We start from the raw sequence: 24125 nt of genomic DNA, 5'->3' as shown, positions 1-24125 counted from the left end.
AGGAGGGACGCAATGGCAAACACTGAACGGGTCGCCGTGGCCGCGCATCTGCATGTGGCCTTGCGGCGCAAGGCCGGGCGCGTGACGGATACGGACTGGATGGCCGTCAACGATGACTACGCGCGCGAAGTGGTGCGGGTGGCACGGGAGCAGGCCCGGGAGACGGGTGACGACAACCTGGCCGAGCTGGCCCAGCGGCTGGAGACGCTGGTGCGCGCGGGCAACACGCAAAAGCCTGCCACCGTGCCGCTGGTGGAGCGCGTGGGCCACAGCCTGCGGGCCAGCAGTGCGCCGCCGCTCGATGAGGGTGAGCGCTACGTCGGCGGTTTGCGCTGAGCGCTGTATTGCTGCTTTATTAAAAAAGAGAGCGGTTGATGCTTGTCAATGCTGCGGTTGGCGGTCAAATCAGCTGGAAGAGTAAGCTTGACCGGCGCTACGCGCTCTCTTTTTGACGGCGTAGCGCCTGATGAGATCTACGCCGTCAGCGAATGCGCGGGTGCCACAGCGCGGCTGGGGGCTGTGATGGCTTCTGCCAGCGGCACCTGGCTGCTGCGCGCCTTGCGGTCAGCGCGGATCCACTGCGCCGCTTTTTCTGCCAGCATCAGCGTCGGGCTGTTGGTGTTGCCACTGGTGATGGTGGGCATGGCCCCGGCGTCCACCACGCGCAGCGCCTGCACACCGCGCACGCGCAGGCGGCTGTCCAGCACGGCCATGGGGTCGTCATCGCGGCCCATTTTGGTGGTGCCCACGGGGTGGAAGATGGTGGTGGCAATGTCACCGGCCAGGCGCACCAGCTCTTCATCGGTTTGGTATTGCTCGCCGGGTTTGAACTCTTGCGGCTGGTAGCGCGCCAGCGCGGGCTGGCTGACGATGTGGCGTGTCACGCGCAGGCTCTCGGCGGCGACCTGGCGGTCGGCCTCGGTGCTCAGGTAGTTGGGGGCAATCGCCGGGGCATCTTCAAAGCTGGTGCTGCGGATGCGCACCGTGCCACGGCTGGTTGGGTTGAGGTTGCAGACGCTGGCAGTGAAGGCGGGGAAGCTGTGCAGCGGCTCGCCAAAGGCATCCAGCGACAGCGGCTGCACGTGGTATTGCAAATTGGGGTGTTCCAGCCCCGGGCGGCTGCGGGTGAACGCGCCCAGCTGCGAGGGCGCCATGCTCATGGGGCCGGAGCGGTGCAGCAGATATTCCCAGCCAATGCGCAGCTTGCCCAGGCTGGTGGCTGCCAGGGTGTTGAGCGTGGGCGCATCGCTGACCTGGTAGACCGAGCGGATCTGCAGGTGGTCTTGCAGATTGGCGCCCACCCCGGGCAGGTCGTGGGCCACAGCAATGCCTTGGCTGTGCAGCAAATCGGCCGGGCCAATGCCCGACAGTTGCAGCAACTGGGGCGAGTTGATGGCACCGGCGCAGACGATCACTTCTTCGGTGGCCGTCACTTGCTCCAGGCCGTCGCCCGACCAGACCTGCACCCCCGTGCAGCGCAGACTGCCGTCGGGCTGCCGCTCGGTGATCAGGCGCGTGGCCTGGGCCATGGTCCACATCTCAAAATTGGGGCGGCCGTAGCAGGTGGGGCGCAGGAATGCCTTGGCCGTGTTCCAGCGCAGCCCGGCTTTCTGATTGACTTCGAAGTAGCCCACGCCCTCGTTGCTGCCCGCGTTGAAGTCCGGGGTGGCGGGAATGCCGGCCTGCTGGGCGGCAGTAGAGAACGCATCCAGAATGTCCCAGCGCAGGCGCTGCTTTTCCACGCGCCACTCGCCCTTGCCGCCGTGCAGCGCGGCAAATGCCGCATCTTCGGGTTGACCGGCATCCAGGCGCCAGTGGTTTTCGTGGCGCTTGAAGGCGGGCAGCACGTTGTCCCAGTTCCAGGCGTCGTCACCCGTCAGCTGCGCCCACTGGTTGTAATCCCGGGCCTGGCCGCGCATGTAAATCATGCCGTTGATGCTGGAGCACCCTCCCAGCGTCTTGCCGCGAGGGTAGCGCAGGCTGCGCCCGTTGAGGCCTGCATCGGCTTCGGTCTGGTAGAGCCAGTCGGTGCGCGGGTTGCCAATGCAGTGCAGATAGCCCACGGGGATGTGGATCCAGTGGTAGTCGTCCTTGCGGCCCGCTTCAAGCAGCAGCACCCGCACATTGCGGTCGGCGCTCAGGCGGTTACAGAGCAAAGCACCTGCGGTTCCGCCCCCAATGATGATGTAGTCGAAAGTGGTGTCGCTCATGAGGTGGCGCAGTCAGAAAGAGGCTGAAATCCCGTCGCCCGAAGTGGGCGCTGGCGCATTCATTGTGGGGAGATGCCACCGTCTGTCGATAGGGAAAGCGTGTAGTCCACGACGGGCGGAGCCACGCGCTGCAGCAAGGTGGCTGACACGGGGGCTGGCGCTCTGCCTTCGGTCATTGGGAAGAAAGCTTGTAAGCTTCAGGCACTTCTGGCTTGATAGGGCGCTATGACAGACACCTCTCCCCGCTTACACCTGACCTCGGATGACGAGGGCGCCTGGGTGCAGCTGCAAGGGCGCTGGGGGGCGGCAGAGCTGGGCCAGCATGCGCACTGGGAGGCCGTGCAAAAAGCGCTCAAGGGCCTGCGCAGCCAACGCACCGTGGGCTGGGATTTGCAGCAGTTGCAGTGGCTGGACCACATTGGTGCGCAGTTGCTGTGGAGCCACTGGCAACACGCCTGGCCTGCTCAGCTGCGTGCCAGCGCCGCACAGCGGGCCATGCTGGCGCGTATTGCGGCTTTGCAGCAGGTACCCATTCCCAAGCCCGCCAAGCTGGGTTGGATGGGGCGTGTGAACCAGCTGGGCCTGCTGGTGCTGCGGGCGCTGGAGCATTTTCAGCACCTGGTGCAGCTGATTGGCCAGCTGGTGCTGGATCTGGGCGATTTGCTGCGCCACCCGCGCAAAGGCTCGTGGCGCGATTTTTCGGGCCATCTCTACAGCATGGGGGCCACGGCCCTGCCCATCACGGCACTGGTGGGTTTTTTGATTGGTGTGGTGCTGGCCTATTTGATGGCACTGCAGCTGCGGCAGTTCGGCGCTGAGGCTTTTATCGTCGATATCTTGGGTATCTCCTTGATCCGCGAGCTGGGGCCGCTGCTGGCCGCCATTTTGGTGGCGGGCCGCTCTGGCTCGGCCATCACGGCGCAGATCGGGGTGATGCGCGTCACCGAAGAGCTGGATGCCATGCAGGTCATGGGCATTCGCCATGGGTTCCGGCTGGTCATGCCGCGTGCCATGGCGCTGGCGCTGGCCATGCCGCTCATCAGCCTGTGGACGACCCTGGCCGCGCTGGGCGGGGGCATGTTGGCGGCCGACATGACGATGGGTATTTCTGCAGCCTACTTCTGGCAGGCCCTGCCCGATGCCGTGCAAGTGGGTAATCTGGTGCTGGCCATGGCCAAGTCGGTGGTGTTTGGGGTGTTCATCGCCCTGATCGGTTGCCACTGGGGTTTGCGCGTGCAACCCAACACCCAGAGTCTGGGGCAGGGCACTACGGCATCGGTGGTCTCGTCCATCACCATGGTCATCATCGTGGATGCCATTTTTGCGATTGCTTTCAAGGATGTGGGGTTCTAAGCCGTGACACTGACTTCCCACGCCACCCCTGCTGAGCCTGTGGTCGAGGTCGACAAGCTCTGGAGCATTTTTGGCGAAGGCGACAAGGCCTTCGCTGTGCACCAGGACCTGGATCTGACGGTGTACCGCGGCGAAATGCTGTCCATCGTGGGCGGCTCCGGCACAGGCAAGACCGTATTGCTGCGCCAGATTCTGGGCCTGCTGCAGCCCGGCAAAGGCCGTGTCACCACGCTAGGAAGACCGGCGGTTGAGCTGTGCCAGGAGGGCGCTGCCGCGCGGGTGGGCATGCTGTTTCAGCACGGTGCACTGTATTCCGCCTTCAACGTGCTGCAGAACATCGGTTTTGCCCTGCGCGAGCAGGGCACATTGCCGGATGCGATGGTGGATGAAGCCGCCATGATCAAGCTGCAGATGGTGGGCCTCAAGCCGGAGCACGCCACGCGCATGCCGGCTGACTTGTCAGGGGGCATGGTCAAGCGCGTGGCGCTGGCGCGCGCGCTCATCATGGATCCGCCCTTGCTGCTACTGGACGAGCCCACCGCAGGGCTGGACCCGACCAGTTCCGACGAGTTCTGCATCTTGCTGAAAGAGCTGCATGCCGAGCTGGGCCTGACCATGATCATGGTTACCCATGATCTGGATACCTTGTTTGCACTCTCCAGCCGCGTGGCCGTGCTGGCCGAGAAAAAAGTCATCGTGACGGGTGCTCCGCGCGAGGTCGCGCAGTTTCAGCACCCCTTTATTGCAACTTTCTTTCAGGGTGAGCGCGGCCGTCGTGCCATGGCGCCCGCCCCGCAGGGAGGAGATTGAGTATGGAAAACAAATCACACGCCATGGCGGCAGGCACGTTTGTGCTGGCGCTGGCCGTGTTGCTGGCGGGCATGGCCCTGTGGCTGACGCGCGACCGCCACGAATACACGGTGTATGAACTGTCTACGGCCGACGCCATCAGTGGGCTGCAAAGCCAGGCCACGGTGCGCTACAAAGGGGTGGCCGTGGGCAAGGTCACGGATATTACCTTTGACGATGTGCAAAAAGGCAATGTGCTGATCCGGATTGCCGTGGACAGCAAGGCCCCCGTCTCCACCACGGGCACCTACGGCATGCTGGGCTACCAGGGGGTGACGGGCATTGCGCACATCCAGCTCGATGATGTGACCGAGACCAGCACCGAACTGCCACACGGCGCCAGCGGTCTGCCGCGCCTGCCGATGAAGTCTTCCCCTCTGAGCGTTCTGGCCGATCAGGGCATGACGATTCTGGGTAAGGTGGACGAGGCCACCAAACGCATCAATCAATTGCTGGGCGATGACAACCAGGCGCGCTTTAGCAGCCTGCTGGGGAACCTGTCGGAGGCCGCAGGCAATGTGAGCGAGGTCACGCGGGCCATGAACACCACCTTGCGCGATCAGGTGGCACCTGCGGTCAAGGAGTTTCCCGCCATGGCGCAGGACGCGCGCAAAGCCATGCAAGCCATGGAGCGGGCAGGCAATGAGGCCGGAGCGTTGGCACATGATGTACGCACGATGACCGAAGCCGTGCAAGGCCCTGGTGGGGCGCTGGATCAAATCACCCAGGGCACGCAGTCCATGGCGCGGGCGGCCGAGCGCTTTGACCGCGCCACGCTGCCCGGTATCAACCAGGCGGCTAGCGATGTCTCTGCAGCGGCACGCCGCCTGGGCAGCGCCGCCTCGGGAATCGGCGACAACCCACAGTCGCTGATCTACGGCAACCGTGGCGCCCCCGGGCCGGGTGAAGCCGGTTTTGTGGCCCCGCAACCCCAACCATGAGAAAGCGCACCATGCAAAGCACGCATACCAAACGAATCCAGTGGCTGCTTGCCGGGGCATTGATGGGGTTGCTGGCCGGTTGTGCCAATTTCCCCAGTCCGCCGCAGTCGATGGCGCGTTATGACCTGGGCGCTGCCCCTGCACTGGCGGCGCCAGGCGTGGGCTTGCAGCCCATTGCGCTGGCGCAAATGCAGGCGCCGCTGCAGATCGAGGGCAACACCGGCATGCACTACCGCCTGGCCTATGCCGATGCCCAGTTGCTGCACACCTACAGCCAAGCACGCTGGGGGCTGCCGCCTGCGCAAATGGTGCTGCAGCGGCTGCGCGAGCACCTGAGTCAGGGCGGGCGCATCGTGCTGTCGGCAGAAGCGGGCGAGATGCCGCCTTCGGTGCAGGGGCGGCAGGTGCCGGTGCTGCGGCTGTCGCTGGAAGAGTTCAGCCACCTCTTCACCAGTGCGCAGGACAGCGCAGGCTGGGTGCGCATTCGTGCCACGCTGGTAGACCCGGCGCCTCAGGGGGATGTGCTGCTGGACCAGCAGGTGTTTGATGTGCGCCAGCCCTCCGCGGCGGCCAGCGCCTCTGGCGGGGTGCAAGCACTGTCGCTGGCGGTTGATGCGGTGGGCGCGCAGATGCAGCAATGGCTGCTGGCGGCGGTGCCTGTGCAGCGCTGAGCCTGTCTTTCAGGCAGGGAAGTCCTGGTCTGACCGTTCATCGCCTGCATCGACTACGCCACAGACAAGCGGTACTTTTTACAGTGGAAGTGCGTGCTGCATTGCGCTTGTTGCTATTTATTGAATAGCGATATACGCGGCAGCGTCACTGAATCCACCGCAAGGAGTCACCATGAACGAAGACCGTATCGCAGGAAACTGGAAACAATTCAAGGGCAAGATGCGCGAGCAATGGGGCAAGTTGACCGACGATGACGTCGATGTGATTGCCGGCAAGCGCGATCAGTTTCTGGGCAAGCTGCAAGAGCGCCAGGGGATTGCCAAAGAGGAAGCCGAGAAACAGCTGACTGACTGGCAAAAGCGCAACCCCGACTTCCGTTGGGACGAGTAAGCCACGGATTGCCCACAGGCATGGGCGCCAGGCCCATGTCTGCTTTGTTGCCATCTCATGCAATGAGGAGTTCCCCATGCCATTGAAAAAACGTTGGGCTGCGCTTGCCGTGGCCGCCTGTTTGAGTACCTCGGCCTTCGCACTGACCCATGAAGAGATCCGTGCGGAGAGCCAGCGGATCGATGCCGCGTATGACGCAGCGAAAACCCAGTGCAAATCGCTGAAGAGCAATGCCAAGGATGTGTGCGAAGCCGAAGCCAATGGCCAGAAAAAAGTGGCTGAGGCGGAGCTGGACGTGCGCAAGGAAGATACCGAGAAACACCGTCACAACCTCGCCAAGGCCAAGGCAGATGCTGCCTACGAGGTGGCTAAGGAGCGGTGTGACGATCTGAAGGGCCACGCCGAAGACGTGTGCGAGAAGGACGCCAAGGCCGAACATGTCAAGGCGCTGGAGGCGGCCAAGGTGGCCGATGCCCGCGCGGACACCAGCAAGCAAGGTACGGCCAAGGCGGCCCATGTGTCCGAGGTGCGCAAGGACGCTGCGAGCCATGTGCGTGAGGCGGAGTACAAAGCGGCCCGCGAACGCTGCAATGCCCTGACGGGTGATGCCAAGGACCAGTGCCACAACGACGCCCAGCGCAAGTTTGCCCAGTAAGGCGACGCCGCCCGTGCGGCGCGCTTTGAACACCTCCAAGCCCCGCATGTCGGGGCTTTTTCGCGTTCACCCGCAAAAAAGCGTAGGTCAAGGCCTTGCGGCGAAATGTGTTTGATGTGCCGCAAATCCCTTGGCAATGTCCACCCTAAGCTCACGCCCTTGTCCCCCACATAGAAGCAAGGAGCTGCACGATGGCGACATTGGAGTGGAGCGCAGACCTGGAGCTGAACGTTCCGGCCATGGATGAAACGCACAAAGAGTTTGTGGAACTGCTGGCGGCTGTGGAGCGTGCGCCGGACGAGGCGTTGGCCCCGCTGTGGCAGTCCCTGATCGCGCATACGGAAGAGCACTTTGGCCAGGAAGACCGCTGGATGGTAGCCACCGGCTTTGCGGTGGGCAACTGCCACGCCACGCAGCACAAAGTGGTGCTGGAGATCATGCGCGAAGGCGGCAAGCGCTGTGAGGAGGGCGAGTACACCATGGTCCGCGGCATGACGCCGGAGCTGGCCTCCTGGTTCAGCTACCACGCACAAACCATGGATGCGGCGCTGGCGCAGCACATGCAAGGCCTGGGTTTTGACCCGGCCACGGGTGCCATGACGCATGCACAGGACTTGCCCGCCACGCCGATCAGCGGTTGCGGCGGCGCCTGCTCCACCCCTGGAGATCACGCGCAGCACGCTGCCGAAGCGGACAAAGTGGCACACGCCGCGCTGTAAGCGCGCCAGCCTGTGCTTTAGCCGGCGAGCACAGGGAAAATCTTCATCAAGCCACCGGCCATCACCTCGACGGCCAGCGCGGCCAGGATCAGGCCCATCAGCCGCGTCATGACATTGATGCCCGTCTTGCCCAGCACGCGGGCAATCGGCTCCGCCATGGAAAAACTGGCCCACACGGCGGCAGCCACCACCACCCCATAGCCCACCAGCGCCAGGTGCTGCCAGAAGGTGGCGGCCTGGTCGGCGTAAATCACCACGGTCGACATGGCGGCTGGCCCGGTCAGCAGGGGAATGGTCAGCGGCACCACGGCAATGCTGTTGCCCATGGCGGCCTTTTCAGCGCCGGCCTCCAGCGTGTCCTCGTGGCGGCGCTCCTCGGCAGGGCGCGCGTTGAGCATGTTCATGGCGCTGATCAGCAGCAGCAAACCGCCGCCCACCTGAAAGCTCTGCAGCGAGATGTTGAAGAAGTCCAGCACCTGCAGGCCAATCAAGGCACAGGCCGCAATCACCACAAAAGCACTGAAGGCCGCCGTGCGGATGGTTTGCGCACGTTGCTGGGTGTTGAAGCCCTCGGTGTAGTGAATGAAGAAAGGCACGATCGCCAGGGGGTTGACGATGGCGACCAGGGTGATCAGCGGTTTTAAATCCATGGGTGCTCGGGCCTGCGGTAAGTTGCTGTGCCAGTGGCGCGCAGATTGCTTAAAGTCAGCGGTGAAATGGACGAAGTCTATAGAGCTGGAGCGTGTGGGCCCGTGGCAGTCAGGGGCCGAACGTCAGAACAACGATCAGGAGAAGCATACATGGGCCAGTTTGTACAACTAATGGCAGAAGATGGCACGCAAATTCCCGCCTGGGTGGCCGAGCCCGACGGTCCGGTGCGTGGGGCCATTGTGGTGGCGCAGGAGATTTTTGGGGTGAATGCCCATATTCGTGCCGTCACCGACCGCCTGGCTGCGCGCGGCTTTCTGGCGATTGCCCCGGCGCTGTTCACGCGCATGGAGTTTGATGTGCAACTGGGCTACGACGCCGAAGGCATGACAGCGGGCAAGCAGCTCAAGGCCGCAGCCGAGGCACTGCCGGGCGAGGGCGTGCTGCAGGACATTCGCGCTGCAGCGCAATGGGCGCAGCAGCACAGCGGCGCCAAAGTGGGCATGGTGGGCTTTTGCTGGGGCGGGCTACTGACCTGGCGCGCTGCCAATCTGGTCGACGAGATTGCGGCCGCCGTGTGCTACTACGGTGGCGGCATGACAGTGCCGCCCGAGATGGCGCGCGCACCGCATGTGCCGGTGATGGCGCATTTCGGCCGGCTCGATGCCCACATCTCGCTGGACAGCGTGCAGGCCTTCAGCGCCGCGCAACCGCAGGTGCAGGTGCATGTGTATGAGGCGGACCACGGCTTCAATTGTGACCAGCGCGGCAGCTACGACCAGCCCAGTGCCATTCAGGCCAAAGACCGCACGCTGGCGTTCTTTGACCAGCACTTGCAGGCTTGATTGAAGAAAAGGAGCGGCTAGCGCTGGTGCACCAAGCACTTCAAGCCAGTTTTGTGCGGAAGTGCAGGGTTAGCAGGCGCTAGCTGCTCTGCTTTTTAATCGTTATCGCCCAGCAAGCTGGCTTTTTCGATGTAGCGGCGGCGCCAGAAAAAGACCAGCAGCACGATGCCAATCGCTGCCATGGCGGCCATGGCCCACCAGAAGCCGTCTTCCTTGTGCACCAGCGGCAGCACGTCAAAGTTCATGCCGAACACAGCGGCAATCAGGTTCAGCGGCAAAAAGATGGCGGTCAGCGTGGTCAGTGTGCGCATGATGTCGTTGGCGCGGTTGCTCTGGGCCGAGAAGTGCATCTGGACGGCGGCCTCGGCGCTTTGTTCCATGCGGTGCACGTGGTGGATCACGCGTTCAATGTGCTCCAGCACGTCGCTGGAGCGCACGCGCAGCAGCTCCAGGGCACGGCGCTCGGCCGGGCTGCTGTGTTCGTCTTCCCACGAAGGCAGGGCGTCCGTCCAGTCTTGCATGGCGGCGCGCTGGTCTTCGCAGATTTCATCGAGCTGGTGCAGCCCCAGGCGTGCCTGCAGCACTTTGCCCCAGTCGTTGAAGCGCGATTTGGGGTTGAGCAGCTGCATCTGCCAGACATCAATCTGCTTGGCCATGTCGCGGCGTAGGCTGAGGTAGCCGTCCACCATCTGGTCGATCTGGCGCAGCATTAGGTCGGCGCTGCTGGGCGGAAAGCGCCCGGTCACGCCGCGTTTTTCGGGGCTCGGCGCCGTGGGGTGCAGCAGGCGCTGAAAGCTCAGCGCGCGCACGGGGCAGTCTGTGGGGTGCACGCTCAGCAGCAAGGTGTCGAACACTGCGTAGCCGACGGGCGCGGTCTCCACCCCCTTGAGGCTGGTTTTGGGGCTGGTGGCGGCGGGCTGGTCCAGGCGGCGAAACAGCAGCACGTCGTAGTCGGACGTGTAGTCGAACGTCGAGGGGATGTGCGCATTTAGCAAGTCCGAGATGTGCAGGTCCACCAAGGGCGTGCCGCACAGCTGCTGCAGCAGCGCTTGTACGGTGGCCAGCTGGTCTTCGAACTCGCTGCGCTCGCACGAGAGCCAGTAAAACTGGCTGCCCGTGGCGGGTGGCAGGGGGGCGGCGTCTGTCGTGGGCCAGGTGCCCAGGTCTTGCACGTGTTTGGTGACAGGCTCAATCAGCAGCAGGCGCATGGCGGCTTAGGTATCAAATAGGCAGAAAGCGCAGGAGTGACAAGCGCTTTCAGCTATCAAATAAAGAAAAAGGCAGCCCGCAGGCTGCCTTGGATGGTGGCAGGCGTACAGCCCGCAGCTTACAGGCCGCGCAGCTTTTTGGCCGCGTCGATGGCGAAGTAAGTCAGGATGCCGTCGGCACCGGCGCGCTTGAAGGCCAGCAGGGCTTCCATCATCACGGCGTCGTGGTCCAGCCAGCCGTTTTGGGCGGCGGCCTTGATCATGGCGTACTCGCCCGACACCTGGTAGGCAAACGTGGGCACCTTGAACTCGTCTTTGACGCGGCGCACGATGTCCAAGTACGGCATGCCGGGCTTGACCATGACCATGTCCGCGCCTTCGGCGATGTCCATGGCCACTTCACGCAGCGCTTCGTCGGAGTTGGCGGGGTCCATCTGGTAGACGTTCTTGTCGGCCTTGCCCAGGGCGCCACGGGTGCCCACGGCATCGCGGAAGGGGCCGTAGAAGCTGCTGGCGTACTTGGCGCTGTAGGCCATGATGCGGGTGTAGATGTGGCCTTGCAGCTCCAGTGCTTCGCGGATGGCGCCAATGCGGCCGTCCATCATGTCGCTGGGGGCCACCATGTCCACACCGGCTTCGGCATGGGTCAGCGCCTGGCCGACAAGCACTTCCACGGTGTCATCGTTCAGGATGTAGCCGGTTTCGTCCAGGATGCCGTCCTGGCCGTGGCTGGTATAGGGGTCCAGTGCCACGTCGGTCATCACGCCCAGCTGGGGGAATTCCTTTTTCAGCGCGCGCACCACGCGGGGGATCAGACCGTCGGGGTTCAAGGCTTCCTTGCCATCGGGCGTCTTCAGGTGCGCGTCAATGGCGGGGAAGAGCGCCAGCACGGGAATCTCCAGCTTGACGCACTCTTCGGCCACGGGCAGCAGCAAATCCAGGCTCAGGCGGTCAACGCCGGGCATGGAGGTGATGGCTTCGCGGCGGTTGCTGCCCTCGTGCACAAACACGGGGTAGATGAAGTCATGGGCTGTCAGGTGGTTTTCACGCACCAGGTTACGGGTGAAGGCGTCACGGCGCAGACGGCGCGGACGGCTTTGCGGGAAAGGGGTAGGGCTAGACAGATGCATGCCCACCATTGTGCGCCTGTCCGTTCATCCTTGTGAGGTGGTGCGCTTGACACAGGTTAAGCCTGTGTGGCAGCAGCCTTGGGGATAGTCCCGGTGTACGCCCCCCAGCGCGATTGCTAGATTTGCCCTCGAAAGCGGCGTACCGCCTTCCCTGCTTCACCTCCCTGAGCAGGCCTCTTAACGGAGGATTTTCGAAGCCCGGCGCTGCCGGGCTTTTTTTTGTCCCAGCCCCGCCCCTTACACTGGGGGTATGTTGTGGGTTAAAGCTTTTCATATCGTCTTCGTGGCCAGCTGGTTTGCGGGTTTGTTTTATCTGCCGCGCATTTTTGTGAACCTGGCCATGGTCACGCCGGGCTCGGTGGCCGAGCGTGAGCGCCTGATCGGCATGGCGCAGCGGCTGCTGCGCTTTACCACCATCTTGGCCGTGCCCGCGCTGGGTCTGGGCCTGTGGTTGTGGCTGGGCTACGGCTTTGCCGGTGGCTGGCTGCACGCCAAGTTGGCCCTGGTGCTGGTGGTGGTGGGCTACCACTACAGCTGCGCGGCCATCTTGCGCCAGTTGGTGGCCAATACCTGTCAGCGCAGCCACCGCTGGTTCCGTTGGTACAACGAGCTGCCGGTGCTGCTGCTGATGGCCATCGTGGTGCTGGTCGTCGTCAAACCTTTCTAACAACTGCCTCGGCCCAAACCATAGGGGGCGCCTGTGTTCAAAACTTCGGCATGGCCGCTGGCCTTGCTGTACACCGCACTGATTGTGTTTGCGAGCCTGTTCCCGTTTGAGGGCTGGCGTGCGCAAGGCATTTCGCCGTGGGTGTTTGTCACAGCGCCGCTGCCCCCGCCGTACTGGACGTGGTTTGACCTGACGATCAATATCGTCGGCTATGCCCCCCTGGGCTTTTTGCTGGCTTTGGGGAGCTTGCGCAGTGGTCTGCATGGCTGGTCGATTCCGCTGGCGGTGCTGTGCGGTTCTGCGCTGTCGCTGGGGATGGAGTTTTTGCAGATCTATCTGCCGCGCCGGGTGCCGTCCAATATGGATTTCGTGCTTAACGCCGCTGGTGTTCTGGTGGGGGCGCTGGTCGCGGCGGCACTGGAGTGGCTGGGCGCGCTGGACCGCTGGAGTTTGTTTCGTGAGCGCTGGTTTGGCGCACAGCCGCACGGCGGACTGGTGCTGATTGGCCTGTGGCCCGTGGCCCTGCTGTTTCCGCAGGCGCTGCCTTTTGGCTTGGGCCAGGTGCTGGAGCGGCTGGACACCACCCTGGATGAGTGGCTGGAAGGCACGCCGTTCATGGACTGGTTGCCGCTGCGCGAAGAATCGGTGGTGCCGCTGTTGCCCAGCGCCGAGGTGCTGTGCGTCATGCTGGGGCTGATGGCACCCTGCCTGCTGGGCTATATGCTGATTGCGCACAAAGGCCGCCGCGCAGTGTTTGCGGCGGTGGCCGTGGTGGCGGGGCTGGCGGCCACGGGGCTGTCTTCCACCATGGCGTACGGCCCCAACCACGCCTGGGAGTGGTTGACCCTGCCTACCGAGGTGGGGGTGATGGCTGCGGTGGCGCTGGCGGCCTGCGCCTTGCCGGTGCCGCGCCGCTGGTGCGCGGTGTTGCTGATTTTGGTGCTGATGTGGCAGCTCAACTGGCTCAACCAGGCACCGCTGAACCCCTACTTTGCCGACACGCTGCAGTCGTGGGAGCAGGGGCGTTTCATGCGTTTTTACGGGCTGGGGCAATGGTTGGGCTGGATCTGGCCCTATGCGGTGCTTGCATATGTGGCGCTGAGCCTGACCCAGCGGCAGGCGGACTCCTAGAATGGCCGGATCATGAGCGACAACACCTCCAGCGGTTACTACAACCGCCATATTTTCTTTTGCCTGAACGAGCGCCCCAACGGCGAAGACTGCTGCGCCCTGCACGGCGCCAAGGCAGGTTTTGACCACTGCAAGCAGGCCGTCAAGGCAGCCGGGCTGGCAGGCAAAGGCCAGGTTCGTGTGAACAAGGCGGGCTGTCTGGACCGCTGCGCCGCAGGCCCGGTGGCCGTGGTCTACCCTGAAGGCACGTGGTACACCTTTGTGGACGAGGCCGACATTGATGAAATCGTCGAATCGCACCTCAAGCATGGCGAAGTGGTGGAGCGTTTGCTCGTGCCGCCGGAACTTGGCCGCTGAAACCGACTCCCACGAGTCATTGAGATTGTTTTTGGCTGCTAGCCCTTGTATATCAAGCGCTAGCAGCTATGAATTAGGTAGTTACACAAGGTATTGCTCTTGAACGCCCAAACCGAACGTTTCACCCTCACCGGCGCAGCAGGCTTGATTGAAGCCCTGCGCGACCGCACCGCTGGCACGCCCCGGGGCGTGGCGGTGATTGCTCACCCCCACCCGCTGTTTGCGGGCACCATGGACAACAAGGTGGTGCAAACCTTGGCGCGTGCCTGTGTGCAGGAGGGCTGGGAGGCCATTCGTTTCAACTTCCGCGGCGTGGGTGCCAGCGAAGGTGTGCACGATGCCGGTCGGGGCGAGGCGCAAGACCTGGTCGACGTGGTGCGCCAGGTCGCGCCCCAGGGCGCGCTGGCGCTGGCTGGGTTTTCGTTTGGTGCCTTCGTCACCACGCACGCCGTGGCCGCGCTGTGGGACGAAGGCCGGGTCGAGAAAGTCGTGCTGGTCGGCACTGCCGCCAGCCGCTTTGAACCCGCCACGTTGCCAGCCGATGCGCATGCGCGCACCCTGGTCGTGCACGGCGAGCAAGACGACACCGTGCCGCTGCAATCCGTGATGGATTGGGCGCGCCCGCAGATACTGCCTGTAACAGTTGTCCCCGATGGAGGTCACTTCTTCCACGGACAATTGCCCTTGCTCAAAGGGCTGGTGGCCCGCCACCTGAGTGCTTCACACCGGTGAAGCACGTTTCCGTTGTCATTCTGATTAACCTGAGTTGTTCATGAAGCCTGTTTTCTCGACCCTGCGTACGCTGGCATTGACCGCGGCCTTGTCACCCCTTTGGGCGAACGCCCAGATCGCCCAGCTGCAACCGCCAGAAATTGCGGCGCACACCTATATGCTGGTGGACGTGACGGCCAACCAAGTGCTGGCCTCCAAGGATGTGGACGCTGCCGTGGAGCCCGCATCGCTGACCAAGCTGATGACCGCCTATCTGGCGTTCGATGCCCTGCGCGCCAAAAAAATCACGCTGGAACAGCGTTTGCCAGTGAGCGAGCAAGCCTGGAAGATGCCCGGCTCGCGCATGTTCATTGACCCCAAGATGCAAGTGCCTGTGGAAGATCTGCTCAAGGGCATGATCGTGCAGTCGGGCAATGACGCCACCATGGCGCTTGCCGAAGGCGTGGGTGGCACCAAGGAAAACTTTGTGCGCCTGATGAACGAGCAGGCCAAGGCGCTGGGCATGACCGGCACCAGCTACAAAAACCCCGAAGGCCTGACCGAACCCGGCCACGTGACCACTGCGCGTGACCTGTCGATTCTGGCCATGCGCCTGATGCGCGACTTCCCCGAGTACACGCACTACTACGCCATCAAGGAATACCGCTACGAAGGCACACCGGCTGCCAATGGCCGCAACCGCAACACCTTGTTGTTCCGTGATCCTTCGGTGGACGGCTTGAAGACCGGTCACACCAATGCCGCAGGCTACTGCCTGGTTTCCACTGCAAATCGCGACATTCCCAATGTGGGGGGGCGTCGACTGCTCTCTATTTTGCTGGGTGCTGCCAGCGACAACGCCCGCGCCAACGAAAGCCAGAAGCTGCTGAACTGGGGCTATACCGCCTATGACGCTGTCAAGCTGTTTGATGCCGGCAAGGCCATGGAAGAGGCGCAAATCTGGAAGGGCTCGCAAGGCACGATCAAGATCGGCCGCGAAGGCGCCACGGTGGTGACCGTGCCAGCAGGCAGCGCAGGCAAGGTGACCACCCAGGTGGTGCGCACCGATCCTTTGATGGCTCCTGTCACCAAGGGCCAGCAAGTGGGCTCCTTGAAGGTGCTGGTGGCGGAGCAAGTGGCTGCAGAGCTGCCCATCTTCGCTTTGGAAAGTGTGGACGAGGGTGGTTTCTTCAGCCGCCTGTGGGACACCATCCGTCTGTGGATTCGCTAAGGCGTAACCACTGCAAACGGCGTGCGCCCCGTAATTCCGGGGTGCCCACCGTTTAATCACATGTGACTTGCCCCGGGTTTGCCAAACTGGTACATTCGAGGGCTTTTCGGAATTTCCGAAGGGTTTCACGTTTTCGTTTTTTACGTTTAGGGACGTATATATGCCAACCATTAATCAACTCGTGCGCCAGGGCCGCACGGTCGAAGTTGTTAAATCCAAGAGCCCTGCTATGGAAAACTGCCCCCAACGCCGTGGCGTGTGCACCCGTGTGTACACCACCACTCCTAAGAAGCCTAACTCGGCTTTGCGTAAGGTGGCTAAGGTGCGTCTGACCAACGGTTTCGAAGTGATTTCGTACATCGGCGGTGAAGGCCACAACCTGCAAGAGCACAGCGTGGTGCTGGTGCGCGGCGGTCGTGTAAAGGACTTGCCAGGTGTGCGTTACCACATCGTCCGCGGTTCTCTGGACCTGCAAGGCGTGAAGGACCGTAAGCAGTCCCGCTCCAAGTACGGTGCTAAGAAGCCTAAGGCTAAGTAAGCCCTGGTTTTGAAGACAAACGGTGTTTGATTCGCCTGACTGGCGCGATCAAACGTAGTGACCCGAAGCGCAAATGTTTTGCGTGGGTCGAGTAAGTGAGAGTCTTTGATGAGCTCTCGCGGTGCCTGAAAAGTCACCAACTGAAGCAAAGATAGAGGTAAAAAATGCCACGTCGTCGCGAAGTCCCCAAACGTGAAATCCTGCCAGATCCTAAGTTTGGCAATGTAGAGCTGTCCAAATTCATGAACGTGATCATGGAAGGCGGCAAGAAGGCTGTTGCAGAACGCATCATTTACGGTGCTCTGGACCTGATCGCCAAGAAGCAACCTGAAAAGGACGCTTTGGAGGTGTTCGTTACAGCCATCAACAACATCAAGCCCATGGTGGAAGTTAAGTCCCGCCGTGTGGGTGGTGCAAACTACCAAGTGCCTGTTGAAGTGCGTCCCGTCCGTCGTTTGGCTCTGTCCATGCGCTGGTTGAAGGAAGCTGCACGCAAGCGTGGTGAGAAGTCGATGGCCCAACGTCTGGCCAACGAAATGATGGAAGCCACCGAAGGCCGTGGCGGCGCCATGAAGAAGCGTGACGAAGTTCACCGCATGGCAGAAGCCAACAAGGCATTCAGCCACTTCCGCTTCTAATCTGCTTGTAGCAGACTGAAACAGACGGGCCGCTCGCAAAATTTGCCGGCGGCCTTGTCTCGATTTCAGGCGCCCCCATATAGAACTGCTGGCCCCGGCGCACAAGGCAGGGTGATCGCAGACTCTCTCCCCGATCAATCAAGGATCAATCATGGCTCGCAAGACCCCCATTAGCCGCTACCGCAATATCGGTATCTCGGCCCACATCGACGCAGGTAAGACCACTACCACTGAACGTATCCTGTTTTATACAGGCGTGACCCACAAGCTGGGCGAAGTGCACGACGGCGCTGCGACCACCGACTGGATGGAACAAGAGCAAGAGCGCGGCATCACCATTACTTCTGCTGCTGTGACCTGCTTCTGGAAGGGTATGGACCTGTCCTACCCCGAGCACCGTTTCAACATCATTGACACCCCCGGCCACGTTGACTTCACGATTGAAGTTGAGCGCTCGATGCGCGTGCTGGACGGCGCTTGCATGGTGTACTGCGCTGTGGGCGGCGTGCAGCCCCAGTCTGAAACCGTGTGGCGTCAGGCTAACAAGTACAAGGTGCCTCGTCTGGCCTTCGTGAACAAGATGGACCGTACCGGCGCCAACTTCTTCAAGGTCTACGAAGGTATGAAGACTCGCCTGAAGGCGAATCCTGTGCCCGTGGTGATTCCAATCGGCGCGGAAGACAACTTCCAAGGCGTGGTTGACCTGCTGAAGATGAAGGCCATCATCTGGGACGAAGCTTCCCAGGGTATGAAGTTTGAATACCAGGACATCCCTGCTGAGTTGGTTGAAACAGCCAACAAGTGGCGTGAGAACCTGGTGGAAGCTGCAGCCGAAGCCAATGAAGACTTCATGAACAAGTACCTGGAAGAAGGTGACTTGTCCGAAGAAGAAATCAAGGCTGGTATCCGTGCACGTACTTTGGCTGTGGAAATTCAGCCAATGCTGTGCGGTACAGCTTTCAAGAACAAGGGTGTGCAGCGTATGCTGGACGCCGTGATCGACTATCTGCCAGCTCCTGTGGATATCGACGACGTTACCGGTACCGACCCCGATGACGAAGAAAAGAAGCTGTCGCGCAAGGCTGACGACGAAGAGAAGTTCTCCGCGCTGGCGTTCAAGCTGATGACCGATCCGTTCGTGGGTCAGCTGACTTTCGTGCGTGTGTACTCCGGCGTGCTGAGCAAGGGCGAAACCGTTCTGAACTCTGTGAAGGGTAAGAAGGAGCGTATCGGCCGTATCGTGCAAATGATGGCGAATGACCGCGTGGAAGTCGAAGAAATTCGTGCCGGCGACATCGCTGCTTGCGTGGGCTTGAAGGACGTGACCACCGGTGAAACCCTGTGTGCTCAAGAAGCGCCTATCGTGCTGGAGCGCATGGTGTTCCCTGAGCCTGTGATTGCACAGGCTGTGGAACCCAAGTCCAAGGCCGACCAGGAGAAGATGGGTATCGCTCTGGGCCGTCTGGCTGCAGAAGATCCATCGTTCCGCGTGCGTACCGACGAAGAATCGGGTCAGACCATCATCGCCGGTATGGGCGAGCTGCACCTGGAAATCATCGTGGACCGCATGAAGCGCGAGTTCAACGTGGAAGCCAACGTTGGTAAGCCACAAGTGGCCTACCGCGAAACTGTGCGCTCGACCGTCAAGGACGTGGACGGCAAGTTTGTTCGCCAGTCCGGTGGTAAGGGACAGTACGGTCACGTGGTGTTCACGCTGGAACCCCAAGAACCTGGTAAGGGCTTCGAGTTCATCGACGCCATCAAGGGTGGTGTGGTGCCTCGTGAATACATCCCTGCGGTTGAAAAGGGTGTGATCGAAGCGCTGACGCAAGGTGTGTTGGCTGGCTACCCCGTGGTCGACGTGAAGGTGACATTGACCTTCGGTTCGTACCACGATGTGGACTCGAACGAAATGGCGTTCAAGATGGCCGCTATCTTCGGTTTCAAGGAAGCTGCGAAGAAGGCCAACCCTGTCATCCTGGAACCCATGATGGCCGTGGAAGTGGAAACACCTGAAGACTACGCCGGTACCGTGATGGGTGACTTGTCATCGCGTCGCGGTATGGTGCAAGGTATGGAAGACATGGTCGGTGGCGGCAAGGCCATCAAGGCTGAAGTGCCACTGTCCGAAATGTTCGGCTACGCCACTTCGCTGCGCTCGCAGACCCAAGGTCGCGCTAGCTACACCATGGAATTCAAGCACTACGCTGAAGCTCCTCGCAACGTGGCTGAAGCCATCGTTGCAGCGCGCTCCAAGTAATTTCAGATCGGTCATAATCGACCGTTTGGTTGCGGCAAGCCCTTGGGCTTGCCGCAGTTGAATTGCCGGTCTGCGATCGCATGCCACTTTGTTCCCTGTGCGAAGTGAATCAGCAATGCGGTGCAGACCTTAAAACCCCACACAGGTTTGCTCTTTTAATTCGGAGAATTTGCAATGGCAAAGGAAAAGTTCGAGCGCACCAAGCCCCACGTGAACGTGGGTACCATTGGCCACGTTGACCACGGTAAGACTACCCTGACAGCTGCTATCGCTACTGTGCTGTCCAAGCACTTCGGCGGCGAAGCTAAGGACTACTCGCAGATCGACAACGCGCCTGAAGAAAAGGCCCGTGGTATTACCATCAATACCTCGCACGTTGAGTACGAAACCGCTTCTCGTCACTACGCTCACGTTGACTGCCCTGGTCACGCTGACTATGTGAAGAACATGATTACCGGTGCTGCTCAGATGGACGGCGCTATCTTGGTTTGCTCCGCTGCTGACGGCCCAATGCCCCAGACTCGCGAGCACATCCTGCTGTCGCGTCAAGTTGGCGTGCCTTACATCATCGTCTTCCTGAACAAGGCTGACATGGTGGACGACGAAGAGCTGCTGGAACTGGTGGAAATGGAAATCCGCGAGTTGCTGGACAAATACGACTTCCCAGGTGACGACACTCCTATCGTGCGTGGCTCTGCTAAGTTGGCTCTGGAAGGCGACCAATCCGCTATCGGCGAACCCGCTATCCTGAAGCTGGCTGAAGCTCTGGACTCCTACATCCCCACACCTGAGCGTGCTGTGGACGGCGCATTCGTGATGCCTGTGGAAGACGTGTTCTCGATCTCCGGTCGTGGTACCGTGGTGACAGGCCGTATCGAGCGCGGCATCATCAAGGTCGGCGAAGAAATCGAAATCGTCGGTATCCGCGACACACAGAAGACCACCTGCACAGGCGTGGAAATGTTCCGCAAGCTGCTGGACCAAGGTCAAGCTGGTGACAACGTGGGTCTGCTGCTGCGCGGCACCAAGCGTGAAGACGTGGAACGCGGCCAAGTGCTGTGCAAGCCCGGCTCCATCAAGCCACACACACAATTCACTTCCGAAGTGTATGTGTTGTCCAAGGACGAAGGCGGCCGCCACACTCCTTTCTTCAACAACTACCGTCCTCAGTTCTACTTCCGTACAACGGACGTGACTGGTTCGATCGAGTTGCCAGAAGGCAAGGAAATGGTGATGCCTGGCGATAACGTGTCGATCACTGTGAAGCTGATCGCTCCTATCGCTATGGAAGAAGGTCTGCGCTTCGCTATCCGCGAAGGTGGCCGTACTGTTGGCGCCGGCGTGGTTGCTAAGATCATTGCCTAATTCTTAGGAAAGCTAGGAATTTACAATGTCTAAGCAAAAAATCCGCATCCGTCTGAAGGCTTTCGATTACAAGTTGATCGACCAGTCTGCAGCCGAAATCGTTGACACCGCCAAGCGTACTGGCGCGATCGTTAAGGGTCCTGTGCCTCTGCCTACACGCATGAAGCGCTTCGACATTCTGCGGTCGCCTCACGTGAACAAGACTTCGCGTGACCAGCTGGAAATCCGCACTCACCAACGTCTGATGGACATTGTCGATCCTACCGACAAGACCGTTGATGCTCTGATGAAGCTGGACCTGCCTGCTGGCGTGGACGTCGAAATCAAACTGCAATAAGAACTTGGTAGGCACCGCTTGCGGTGCCTTGTAAGGTCTTCTTTTAACGCGAACTTGCTTGAAAAAGCAGTTCGCGTTAAAATTTGGAGCTTCGCCAAACTGGCGGAGTTTTATTAACCTTCTTTCGTGCACTTCGAAGTATTTCGGTTGGGTGCAACGCTGGGCCAATTGCAGTTACAGCGGCGAGAGTTTTGGAGAAACAAATGAGTCTGAGCAACTCCCTGGGGTTGCTGGGTCGCAAGGTGGGCATGATGCGTCTGTTCACTGATGATGGGGACGCAGTGCCTGTCACAGTGGTGGATGTTTCTAACAACCGAGTGACTCAGGTTAAAACCCAAGAGAACGATGGCTATGTGGCTTTGCAAGTCACATTCGGTACACGCAAGGCATCTCGCGTGACCAAGCCTGAAGCTGGCCACCTCGCTAAGGCGGGCGTTGAAGCCGGTGAAGTTACACAAGAATTCCGCGTGACAGAAGACACTGCTGCCAAGTATGCAGCTGGTGCCGCTCTGCCCGTGGCTGATCTGTTCAGCGTTGGCCAAAAGGTTGATGTACAAGGTACATCGATCGGTAAGGGCTTCGCCGGCACGATCAAGCGCCACAACTTCGGCGCACAACGCAATTCGCACGGTAACAGCCGTTCGCACCGCGTACCAGGCTCTATCGGTATGGCGCAAGACCCAGGTCGCGTGTTCCCCGGTAAGCGTATGACTGGTCACATGGGCGTTGACACCGTGACTACCCAAAACCTGGACGTGGTTCGTATTGACGAAGCACGCCAATTGCTCTTGATCAAGGGCGCTATCCCCGGAGCCAAGGGCGGTTTCGTGTCGGTGCGTCCTGCTATCAAGGCTAAAGCTTCCAAAGGAGCGAACTAATGCAGCTCGAACTCCTGAATGAACAAGGTCAAGCTGCGTCGACTTTTGACGCTCCTGAAACCGTGTTCGGTCGTGCCTACAACGAAGATCTGATCCACCAGATCGTGACTGCCTACCGTGCAAACGGTCGTCAAGGCACTCGCGCTCAAAAGGATCGCGAACAAGTTCGCCACACCACAGCCAAGCCTTTCAAACAAAAGGGTACAGGCCGTGCACGTGCTGGTATGTCTTCCTCGCCTCTGTGGCGTGGGGGCGGACGTGTGTTCCCTAATCTGCCTGAAGAAAACTTCACGCAGAAGATCAACAAGAAGATGTACCGCGCTGGTATGGCTTCGATCCTGTCTCAGCTGGCCCGCGAAGGTCGTCTGGCAGTGGTGGACTCGCTGACTGTTGATACTCCCAAGACCAAGGTTCTGGCTGACAAGTTCAAGTCCATGAATCTGCAGTCGTCGGTGATGGTGATCGCCGAAGAGATCGACGAAAACCTGTACCTGGCTTCTCGCAACCTGAAGAACGTGTTCGTGGTGGAACCCCGCTACGCTGATCCCGTTTCTCTGGTGCATTACAAGAAAGTGCTCATCACCAAGGGCGCAATCGACAAACTCAAGGAGATGTTCGCATGAGCACACTCAAGTTTGACGAAGGTCGTCTGATGCAAGTGCTGGTCGCCCCCATCGTGTCCGAAAAGGCCACCATGGTTGCTGAGCAGTCCAACGCAGTGACATTCAAGGTACTGCAAAACGCTACCAAGCATGAAATCAAGGCCGCTGTGGAATTGATGTTCAAGGTTGAAGTGGCTGGCGTTTCTGTGGTGAACACCAAGGGCAAGACCAAGCGCTTTGGCAAGACCATCGGCCGTCGCGACAATGTTCGCAAGGCTTATGTGCGTCTGAAGCCCGGTCAAGAGCTGAACCTGTCTGGGGAGGCTGCTTAATCATGGCTGTTATCAAACTCAAACCTACTTCGCCTGGCCGTCGCGGCGCGGTGAAGGTGACTCGTGACCACCTGCACAAGGGTGCCGGTTTCGCTCCTCTGCTGGAAGCGCAATCCGAAAAGGCCGGTCGCAATAATAACGGTCACATCACAACACGCCATAAGGGCGGTGGTCACAAGCACCACTACCGCGTGGTGGACTTCAAGCGCAACAAGGACGGTATCCCCGCCAAGGTTGAGCGCATTGAATACGATCCTAACCGTTCCGCTCACATCGCTCTGGTGTGCTATGCAGACGGCGAGCGTCGCTACATCATTGCTCCTCGCAACCTGGCTGTTGGTGCCACCATCGTGAGCGGCTCCGAAGCCCCTATCCGCGTTGGTAACACCCTGCCTATCCGCAACATCCCCGTGGGTTCGACCATCCACTGTATCGAACTGCAACCTGCAGGCGGCGCTCAAATCGCTCGTTCCGCTGGTGCGTCCGCTACGCTGCTGGCCCGCGAAAGCGTTTACGCCCAAGTGCGTATGCGTTCCGGCGAAGTGCGCAAGATTCACATCGAATGCCGCGCCACCATCGGTGAAGTTGCCAACGAAGAACACAGCCTGCGCCGCTACGGTAAGGCCGGTGTGAAGCGTTGGATGGGTATTCGTCCTACCGTCCGCGGTACTGCAATGAACCCAATCGATCACCCGCACGGTGGTGGTGAAGGTAAGACTGGCGAAGGCCGTCACGCAGTTGACCCATGGGGTAACCTGACGAAGGGCTACCGCACCCGTAACAACAAGCGCACACAAAGCATGATTGTGTCGCGTCGTAAGAAGTAAGGGGTAGCAAATGACTCGTTCTCTCAAAAAGGGTCCGTTTGTTGACCATCACTTGGTTGCTAAGGTTGAAAAGGCCGTAGCTACCAAGGACAAGAAGCCTGTCAAGACTTGGTCGCGTCGCTCCATGGTTCTGCCCGAGTTCATCGGTCTGACCATTGCTGTGCACAACGGCAAGCAGCACGTGCCTGTCTACATCACCGACCAAATGGTAGGTCACAAGTTGGGCGAATTCGCTCTGACTCGTACCTTCAAGGGTCACCCCGCCGACAAGAAGGCCAAGAAGTAAGGAACGACCATGTCTGAAACACGTGCAGTCCTCCGTGGCGTCCGCTTGTCGGTTGACAAGGGTCGCCTCGTCGCGGATCTAATCCGCGGCAAGAAGGTGGATCAAGCTCTGAACATCTTGACTTTCACGCAGAAAAAAGCTGCTGTGATCGTGAAGAAGGTTCTGGAATCCGCTATCGCTAACGCCGAGCACAACGACGGCGCCGATATCGACGAATTGAAGGTCAAGACCATCTACGTTGAACAAGGCACCACGCTCAAGCGCTTCACAGCGCGCGCTAAAGGCCGCGGCAATCGCATCAGCAAGCCTACATGTCACATCTACGTGACAGTCGGTAACTGAGGC

Annotated in this window: 29 protein-coding genes; 25 read left to right on the top strand and 4 right to left on the bottom strand. The window is 60.5% G+C overall.

The features are described from left to right. Window positions 1-12: 12 nt before the first annotated feature. Window positions 13-336: a hypothetical protein gene (locus tag AC27VO_RS05385; protein WP_488665685.1), complete on the top strand. Its 324-nt coding sequence runs from the start codon at window positions 13-15 to the stop codon at window positions 334-336. A gap of 137 nt (window positions 337-473) precedes the next feature. Here the strand turns inward: AC27VO_RS05385 and AC27VO_RS05380 are convergent, their stop codons facing one another. Continuing rightward, the gene (locus AC27VO_RS05380; RefSeq protein WP_488665684.1) at window positions 474-2210 is read right to left on the bottom strand and encodes a GMC family oxidoreductase; all 1737 of its coding nucleotides are present in this window, start codon (window positions 2208-2210) and stop codon (window positions 474-476) included. A gap of 225 nt (window positions 2211-2435) precedes the next feature. On the opposite strand from AC27VO_RS05380, the gene AC27VO_RS05375 reads away from it, so the two are divergent. The 7 genes from AC27VO_RS05375 (at window position 2436) to AC27VO_RS05345 (ending at window position 7789) form a co-directional block, all read left to right on the top strand. Continuing rightward, complete coding sequence (locus AC27VO_RS05375) at window positions 2436-3563, top strand: MlaE family ABC transporter permease (protein WP_488665683.1); 1128 nt, start codon at window positions 2436-2438, stop codon at window positions 3561-3563. Between the two features lie 3 nt (window positions 3564-3566). Further along, complete coding sequence (locus AC27VO_RS05370) at window positions 3567-4373, top strand: ABC transporter ATP-binding protein (RefSeq protein ID WP_488665682.1); 807 nt, start codon at window positions 3567-3569, stop codon at window positions 4371-4373. A gap of 2 nt (window positions 4374-4375) precedes the next feature. Next, window positions 4376-5353, top strand: a complete 978-nt coding sequence (locus AC27VO_RS05365) for an MlaD family protein (RefSeq protein WP_488665681.1) — start codon at window positions 4376-4378, stop codon at window positions 5351-5353. A gap of 11 nt (window positions 5354-5364) precedes the next feature. After that, window positions 5365-6024: an ABC-type transport auxiliary lipoprotein family protein gene (locus AC27VO_RS05360; protein WP_488665680.1), complete on the top strand. Its 660-nt coding sequence runs from the start codon at window positions 5365-5367 to the stop codon at window positions 6022-6024. Window positions 6025-6196: 172 nt separating this feature from the next. Then, the gene (locus AC27VO_RS05355; RefSeq protein WP_488665679.1) at window positions 6197-6415 is read left to right on the top strand and encodes a CsbD family protein; all 219 of its coding nucleotides are present in this window, start codon (window positions 6197-6199) and stop codon (window positions 6413-6415) included. Window positions 6416-6491: 76 nt separating this feature from the next. Then, a complete protein-coding gene (locus AC27VO_RS05350) occupies window positions 6492-7070 on the top strand; it encodes a hypothetical protein (protein WP_488665678.1) in 579 nt (192 codons plus the stop codon). A 191-nt stretch (window positions 7071-7261) separates the two neighbouring features. Then, window positions 7262-7789: a hemerythrin domain-containing protein gene (locus AC27VO_RS05345; protein ID WP_488665677.1), complete on the top strand. Its 528-nt coding sequence runs from the start codon at window positions 7262-7264 to the stop codon at window positions 7787-7789. 17 nt (window positions 7790-7806) lie between these two features. Here AC27VO_RS05345 and AC27VO_RS05340 read toward each other — a convergent pair whose 3' ends face one another. Beyond that, the gene (locus AC27VO_RS05340; RefSeq protein WP_488665676.1) at window positions 7807-8439 is read right to left on the bottom strand and encodes a MarC family protein; all 633 of its coding nucleotides are present in this window, start codon (window positions 8437-8439) and stop codon (window positions 7807-7809) included. Window positions 8440-8589: 150 nt separating this feature from the next. Here AC27VO_RS05340 and AC27VO_RS05335 point away from each other — a divergent pair, with 150 nt between their 5' ends. Continuing rightward, the gene (locus AC27VO_RS05335) at window positions 8590-9282 is read left to right on the top strand and encodes a dienelactone hydrolase family protein (RefSeq protein ID WP_488665675.1); all 693 of its coding nucleotides are present in this window, start codon (window positions 8590-8592) and stop codon (window positions 9280-9282) included. 95 nt (window positions 9283-9377) lie between these two features. Here the strand turns inward: AC27VO_RS05335 and AC27VO_RS05330 are convergent, their stop codons facing one another. Together AC27VO_RS05330 and hemB are read right to left on the bottom strand one after the other, a co-directional pair. After that, the gene (locus AC27VO_RS05330; protein WP_488665674.1) at window positions 9378-10490 is read right to left on the bottom strand and encodes a magnesium transporter CorA family protein; all 1113 of its coding nucleotides are present in this window, start codon (window positions 10488-10490) and stop codon (window positions 9378-9380) included. A 119-nt stretch (window positions 10491-10609) separates the two neighbouring features. After that, on the bottom strand, window positions 10610-11620 hold the full coding sequence (gene hemB / locus AC27VO_RS05325; protein ID WP_488665673.1) for a porphobilinogen synthase: 1011 nt from the start codon (window positions 11618-11620) through the stop codon (window positions 10610-10612). Between the two features lie 250 nt (window positions 11621-11870). Between hemB and AC27VO_RS05320 the strand changes: the two genes are divergently transcribed. The 16 genes from AC27VO_RS05320 to rplV all read left to right on the top strand — a co-directional run bounded on the left by AC27VO_RS05320 (window position 11871) and on the right by rplV (window position 24122). Continuing rightward, window positions 11871-12287, top strand: coding sequence for a CopD family protein (locus tag AC27VO_RS05320; RefSeq protein ID WP_488665672.1), 417 nt, complete (start codon window positions 11871-11873; stop codon window positions 12285-12287). A 33-nt stretch (window positions 12288-12320) separates the two neighbouring features. Beyond that, entirely contained in the window at window positions 12321-13418 is a 1098-nt protein-coding gene (locus tag AC27VO_RS05315) for a VanZ family protein (protein ID WP_488665671.1), read from the top strand. A 12-nt stretch (window positions 13419-13430) separates the two neighbouring features. Next, on the top strand, window positions 13431-13775 hold the full coding sequence (locus AC27VO_RS05310; RefSeq protein ID WP_488665670.1) for a (2Fe-2S) ferredoxin domain-containing protein: 345 nt from the start codon (window positions 13431-13433) through the stop codon (window positions 13773-13775). A 99-nt stretch (window positions 13776-13874) separates the two neighbouring features. Beyond that, window positions 13875-14507, top strand: a complete 633-nt coding sequence (locus tag AC27VO_RS05305; RefSeq protein ID WP_488665669.1) for an alpha/beta hydrolase — start codon at window positions 13875-13877, stop codon at window positions 14505-14507. A gap of 40 nt (window positions 14508-14547) precedes the next feature. After that, window positions 14548-15717: a D-alanyl-D-alanine carboxypeptidase family protein gene (locus AC27VO_RS05300; RefSeq protein WP_488665668.1), complete on the top strand. Its 1170-nt coding sequence runs from the start codon at window positions 14548-14550 to the stop codon at window positions 15715-15717. 160 nt (window positions 15718-15877) lie between these two features. After that, window positions 15878-16255 (top strand): 30S ribosomal protein S12, encoded by a 378-nt coding sequence (rpsL, locus tag AC27VO_RS05295; protein ID WP_012202325.1) that lies wholly within the window; start codon window positions 15878-15880, stop codon window positions 16253-16255. Between the two features lie 164 nt (window positions 16256-16419). Then, window positions 16420-16893: a 30S ribosomal protein S7 gene (gene rpsG / locus AC27VO_RS05290; protein ID WP_488665667.1), complete on the top strand. Its 474-nt coding sequence runs from the start codon at window positions 16420-16422 to the stop codon at window positions 16891-16893. A gap of 151 nt (window positions 16894-17044) precedes the next feature. Next, window positions 17045-19153 (top strand): elongation factor G, encoded by a 2109-nt coding sequence (gene fusA, locus AC27VO_RS05285; protein ID WP_488665666.1) that lies wholly within the window; start codon window positions 17045-17047, stop codon window positions 19151-19153. A gap of 174 nt (window positions 19154-19327) precedes the next feature. Further along, window positions 19328-20518, top strand: coding sequence for an elongation factor Tu (tuf, locus tag AC27VO_RS05280; protein WP_488665629.1), 1191 nt, complete (start codon window positions 19328-19330; stop codon window positions 20516-20518). A 25-nt stretch (window positions 20519-20543) separates the two neighbouring features. Continuing rightward, the gene (gene rpsJ / locus AC27VO_RS05275; protein WP_005796953.1) at window positions 20544-20855 is read left to right on the top strand and encodes a 30S ribosomal protein S10; all 312 of its coding nucleotides are present in this window, start codon (window positions 20544-20546) and stop codon (window positions 20853-20855) included. 203 nt (window positions 20856-21058) lie between these two features. After that, complete coding sequence (gene rplC / locus AC27VO_RS05270; protein WP_488665665.1) at window positions 21059-21733, top strand: 50S ribosomal protein L3; 675 nt, start codon at window positions 21059-21061, stop codon at window positions 21731-21733. Beyond that, window positions 21733-22356 (top strand): 50S ribosomal protein L4, encoded by a 624-nt coding sequence (gene rplD / locus AC27VO_RS05265; RefSeq protein WP_488665664.1) that lies wholly within the window; start codon window positions 21733-21735, stop codon window positions 22354-22356. Before rplC ends, rplD begins: the two co-directional genes overlap by 1 nt. After that, the gene (rplW, locus tag AC27VO_RS05260; RefSeq protein WP_219163514.1) at window positions 22353-22667 is read left to right on the top strand and encodes a 50S ribosomal protein L23; all 315 of its coding nucleotides are present in this window, start codon (window positions 22353-22355) and stop codon (window positions 22665-22667) included. The genes rplD and rplW overlap by 4 nt, the downstream gene beginning before the upstream one ends. Before the next feature lie 2 nt (window positions 22668-22669). Next, complete coding sequence (rplB, locus tag AC27VO_RS05255; RefSeq protein ID WP_488665663.1) at window positions 22670-23494, top strand: 50S ribosomal protein L2; 825 nt, start codon at window positions 22670-22672, stop codon at window positions 23492-23494. Window positions 23495-23504: 10 nt separating this feature from the next. Then, a complete protein-coding gene (rpsS, locus tag AC27VO_RS05250) occupies window positions 23505-23780 on the top strand; it encodes a 30S ribosomal protein S19 (protein ID WP_042418928.1) in 276 nt (91 codons plus the stop codon). A gap of 9 nt (window positions 23781-23789) precedes the next feature. Further along, the gene (gene rplV, locus AC27VO_RS05245; RefSeq protein ID WP_042418925.1) at window positions 23790-24122 is read left to right on the top strand and encodes a 50S ribosomal protein L22; all 333 of its coding nucleotides are present in this window, start codon (window positions 23790-23792) and stop codon (window positions 24120-24122) included. Window positions 24123-24125 lie beyond the last annotated feature (3 nt).

The sequence above is a fragment of the Comamonas sp. 14P8.1.4 genome (assembly GCF_057799285.1).
Note: the sequence above shows the minus strand (reverse complement) of the source record. Positions and strands in the feature narration are given on the sequence as shown.

What these genes read in the sequence shown, in the direction of transcription:
- AC27VO_RS05345 (WP_488665677.1), top strand. Translation starts at nt 7,262, where the DNA reads ATGGCGACATTGGAGTGGAGCGCAGACCTGGAGCTGAACGTTCCGGCC.
- AC27VO_RS05365 (WP_488665681.1), top strand. Translation starts at nt 4,376, where the DNA reads ATGGAAAACAAATCACACGCCATGGCGGCAGGCACGTTTGTGCTGGCG.
- AC27VO_RS05320 (WP_488665672.1), top strand. Translation starts at nt 11,871, where the DNA reads ATGTTGTGGGTTAAAGCTTTTCATATCGTCTTCGTGGCCAGCTGGTTT.
- AC27VO_RS05385 (WP_488665685.1), top strand. Translation starts at nt 13, where the DNA reads ATGGCAAACACTGAACGGGTCGCCGTGGCCGCGCATCTGCATGTGGCC.
- rplB (WP_488665663.1), top strand. Translation starts at nt 22,670, where the DNA reads ATGGCTGTTATCAAACTCAAACCTACTTCGCCTGGCCGTCGCGGCGCG.
- AC27VO_RS05300 (WP_488665668.1), top strand. Translation starts at nt 14,548, where the DNA reads ATGAAGCCTGTTTTCTCGACCCTGCGTACGCTGGCATTGACCGCGGCC.
- rpsS (WP_042418928.1), top strand. Translation starts at nt 23,505, where the DNA reads ATGACTCGTTCTCTCAAAAAGGGTCCGTTTGTTGACCATCACTTGGTT.
- rplD (WP_488665664.1), top strand. Translation starts at nt 21,733, where the DNA reads ATGCAGCTCGAACTCCTGAATGAACAAGGTCAAGCTGCGTCGACTTTT.
- AC27VO_RS05335 (WP_488665675.1), top strand. Translation starts at nt 8,590, where the DNA reads ATGGGCCAGTTTGTACAACTAATGGCAGAAGATGGCACGCAAATTCCC.
- fusA (WP_488665666.1), top strand. Translation starts at nt 17,045, where the DNA reads ATGGCTCGCAAGACCCCCATTAGCCGCTACCGCAATATCGGTATCTCG.
- AC27VO_RS05340 (WP_488665676.1), bottom strand. Translation starts at nt 8,439, where the DNA reads ATGGATTTAAAACCGCTGATCACCCTGGTCGCCATCGTCAACCCCCTG.
- rplW (WP_219163514.1), top strand. Translation starts at nt 22,353, where the DNA reads ATGAGCACACTCAAGTTTGACGAAGGTCGTCTGATGCAAGTGCTGGTC.
- rplV (WP_042418925.1), top strand. Translation starts at nt 23,790, where the DNA reads ATGTCTGAAACACGTGCAGTCCTCCGTGGCGTCCGCTTGTCGGTTGAC.
- rpsL (WP_012202325.1), top strand. Translation starts at nt 15,878, where the DNA reads ATGCCAACCATTAATCAACTCGTGCGCCAGGGCCGCACGGTCGAAGTT.
- hemB (WP_488665673.1), bottom strand. Translation starts at nt 11,620, where the DNA reads ATGCATCTGTCTAGCCCTACCCCTTTCCCGCAAAGCCGTCCGCGCCGT.
- AC27VO_RS05310 (WP_488665670.1), top strand. Translation starts at nt 13,431, where the DNA reads ATGAGCGACAACACCTCCAGCGGTTACTACAACCGCCATATTTTCTTT.
- rpsG (WP_488665667.1), top strand. Translation starts at nt 16,420, where the DNA reads ATGCCACGTCGTCGCGAAGTCCCCAAACGTGAAATCCTGCCAGATCCT.
- AC27VO_RS05360 (WP_488665680.1), top strand. Translation starts at nt 5,365, where the DNA reads ATGCAAAGCACGCATACCAAACGAATCCAGTGGCTGCTTGCCGGGGCA.
- AC27VO_RS05330 (WP_488665674.1), bottom strand. Translation starts at nt 10,490, where the DNA reads ATGCGCCTGCTGCTGATTGAGCCTGTCACCAAACACGTGCAAGACCTG.
- AC27VO_RS05375 (WP_488665683.1), top strand. Translation starts at nt 2,436, where the DNA reads ATGACAGACACCTCTCCCCGCTTACACCTGACCTCGGATGACGAGGGC.
- rplC (WP_488665665.1), top strand. Translation starts at nt 21,059, where the DNA reads ATGAGTCTGAGCAACTCCCTGGGGTTGCTGGGTCGCAAGGTGGGCATG.
- AC27VO_RS05350 (WP_488665678.1), top strand. Translation starts at nt 6,492, where the DNA reads ATGCCATTGAAAAAACGTTGGGCTGCGCTTGCCGTGGCCGCCTGTTTG.
- AC27VO_RS05380 (WP_488665684.1), bottom strand. Translation starts at nt 2,210, where the DNA reads ATGAGCGACACCACTTTCGACTACATCATCATTGGGGGCGGAACCGCA.
- tuf (WP_488665629.1), top strand. Translation starts at nt 19,328, where the DNA reads ATGGCAAAGGAAAAGTTCGAGCGCACCAAGCCCCACGTGAACGTGGGT.
- AC27VO_RS05355 (WP_488665679.1), top strand. Translation starts at nt 6,197, where the DNA reads ATGAACGAAGACCGTATCGCAGGAAACTGGAAACAATTCAAGGGCAAG.
- rpsJ (WP_005796953.1), top strand. Translation starts at nt 20,544, where the DNA reads ATGTCTAAGCAAAAAATCCGCATCCGTCTGAAGGCTTTCGATTACAAG.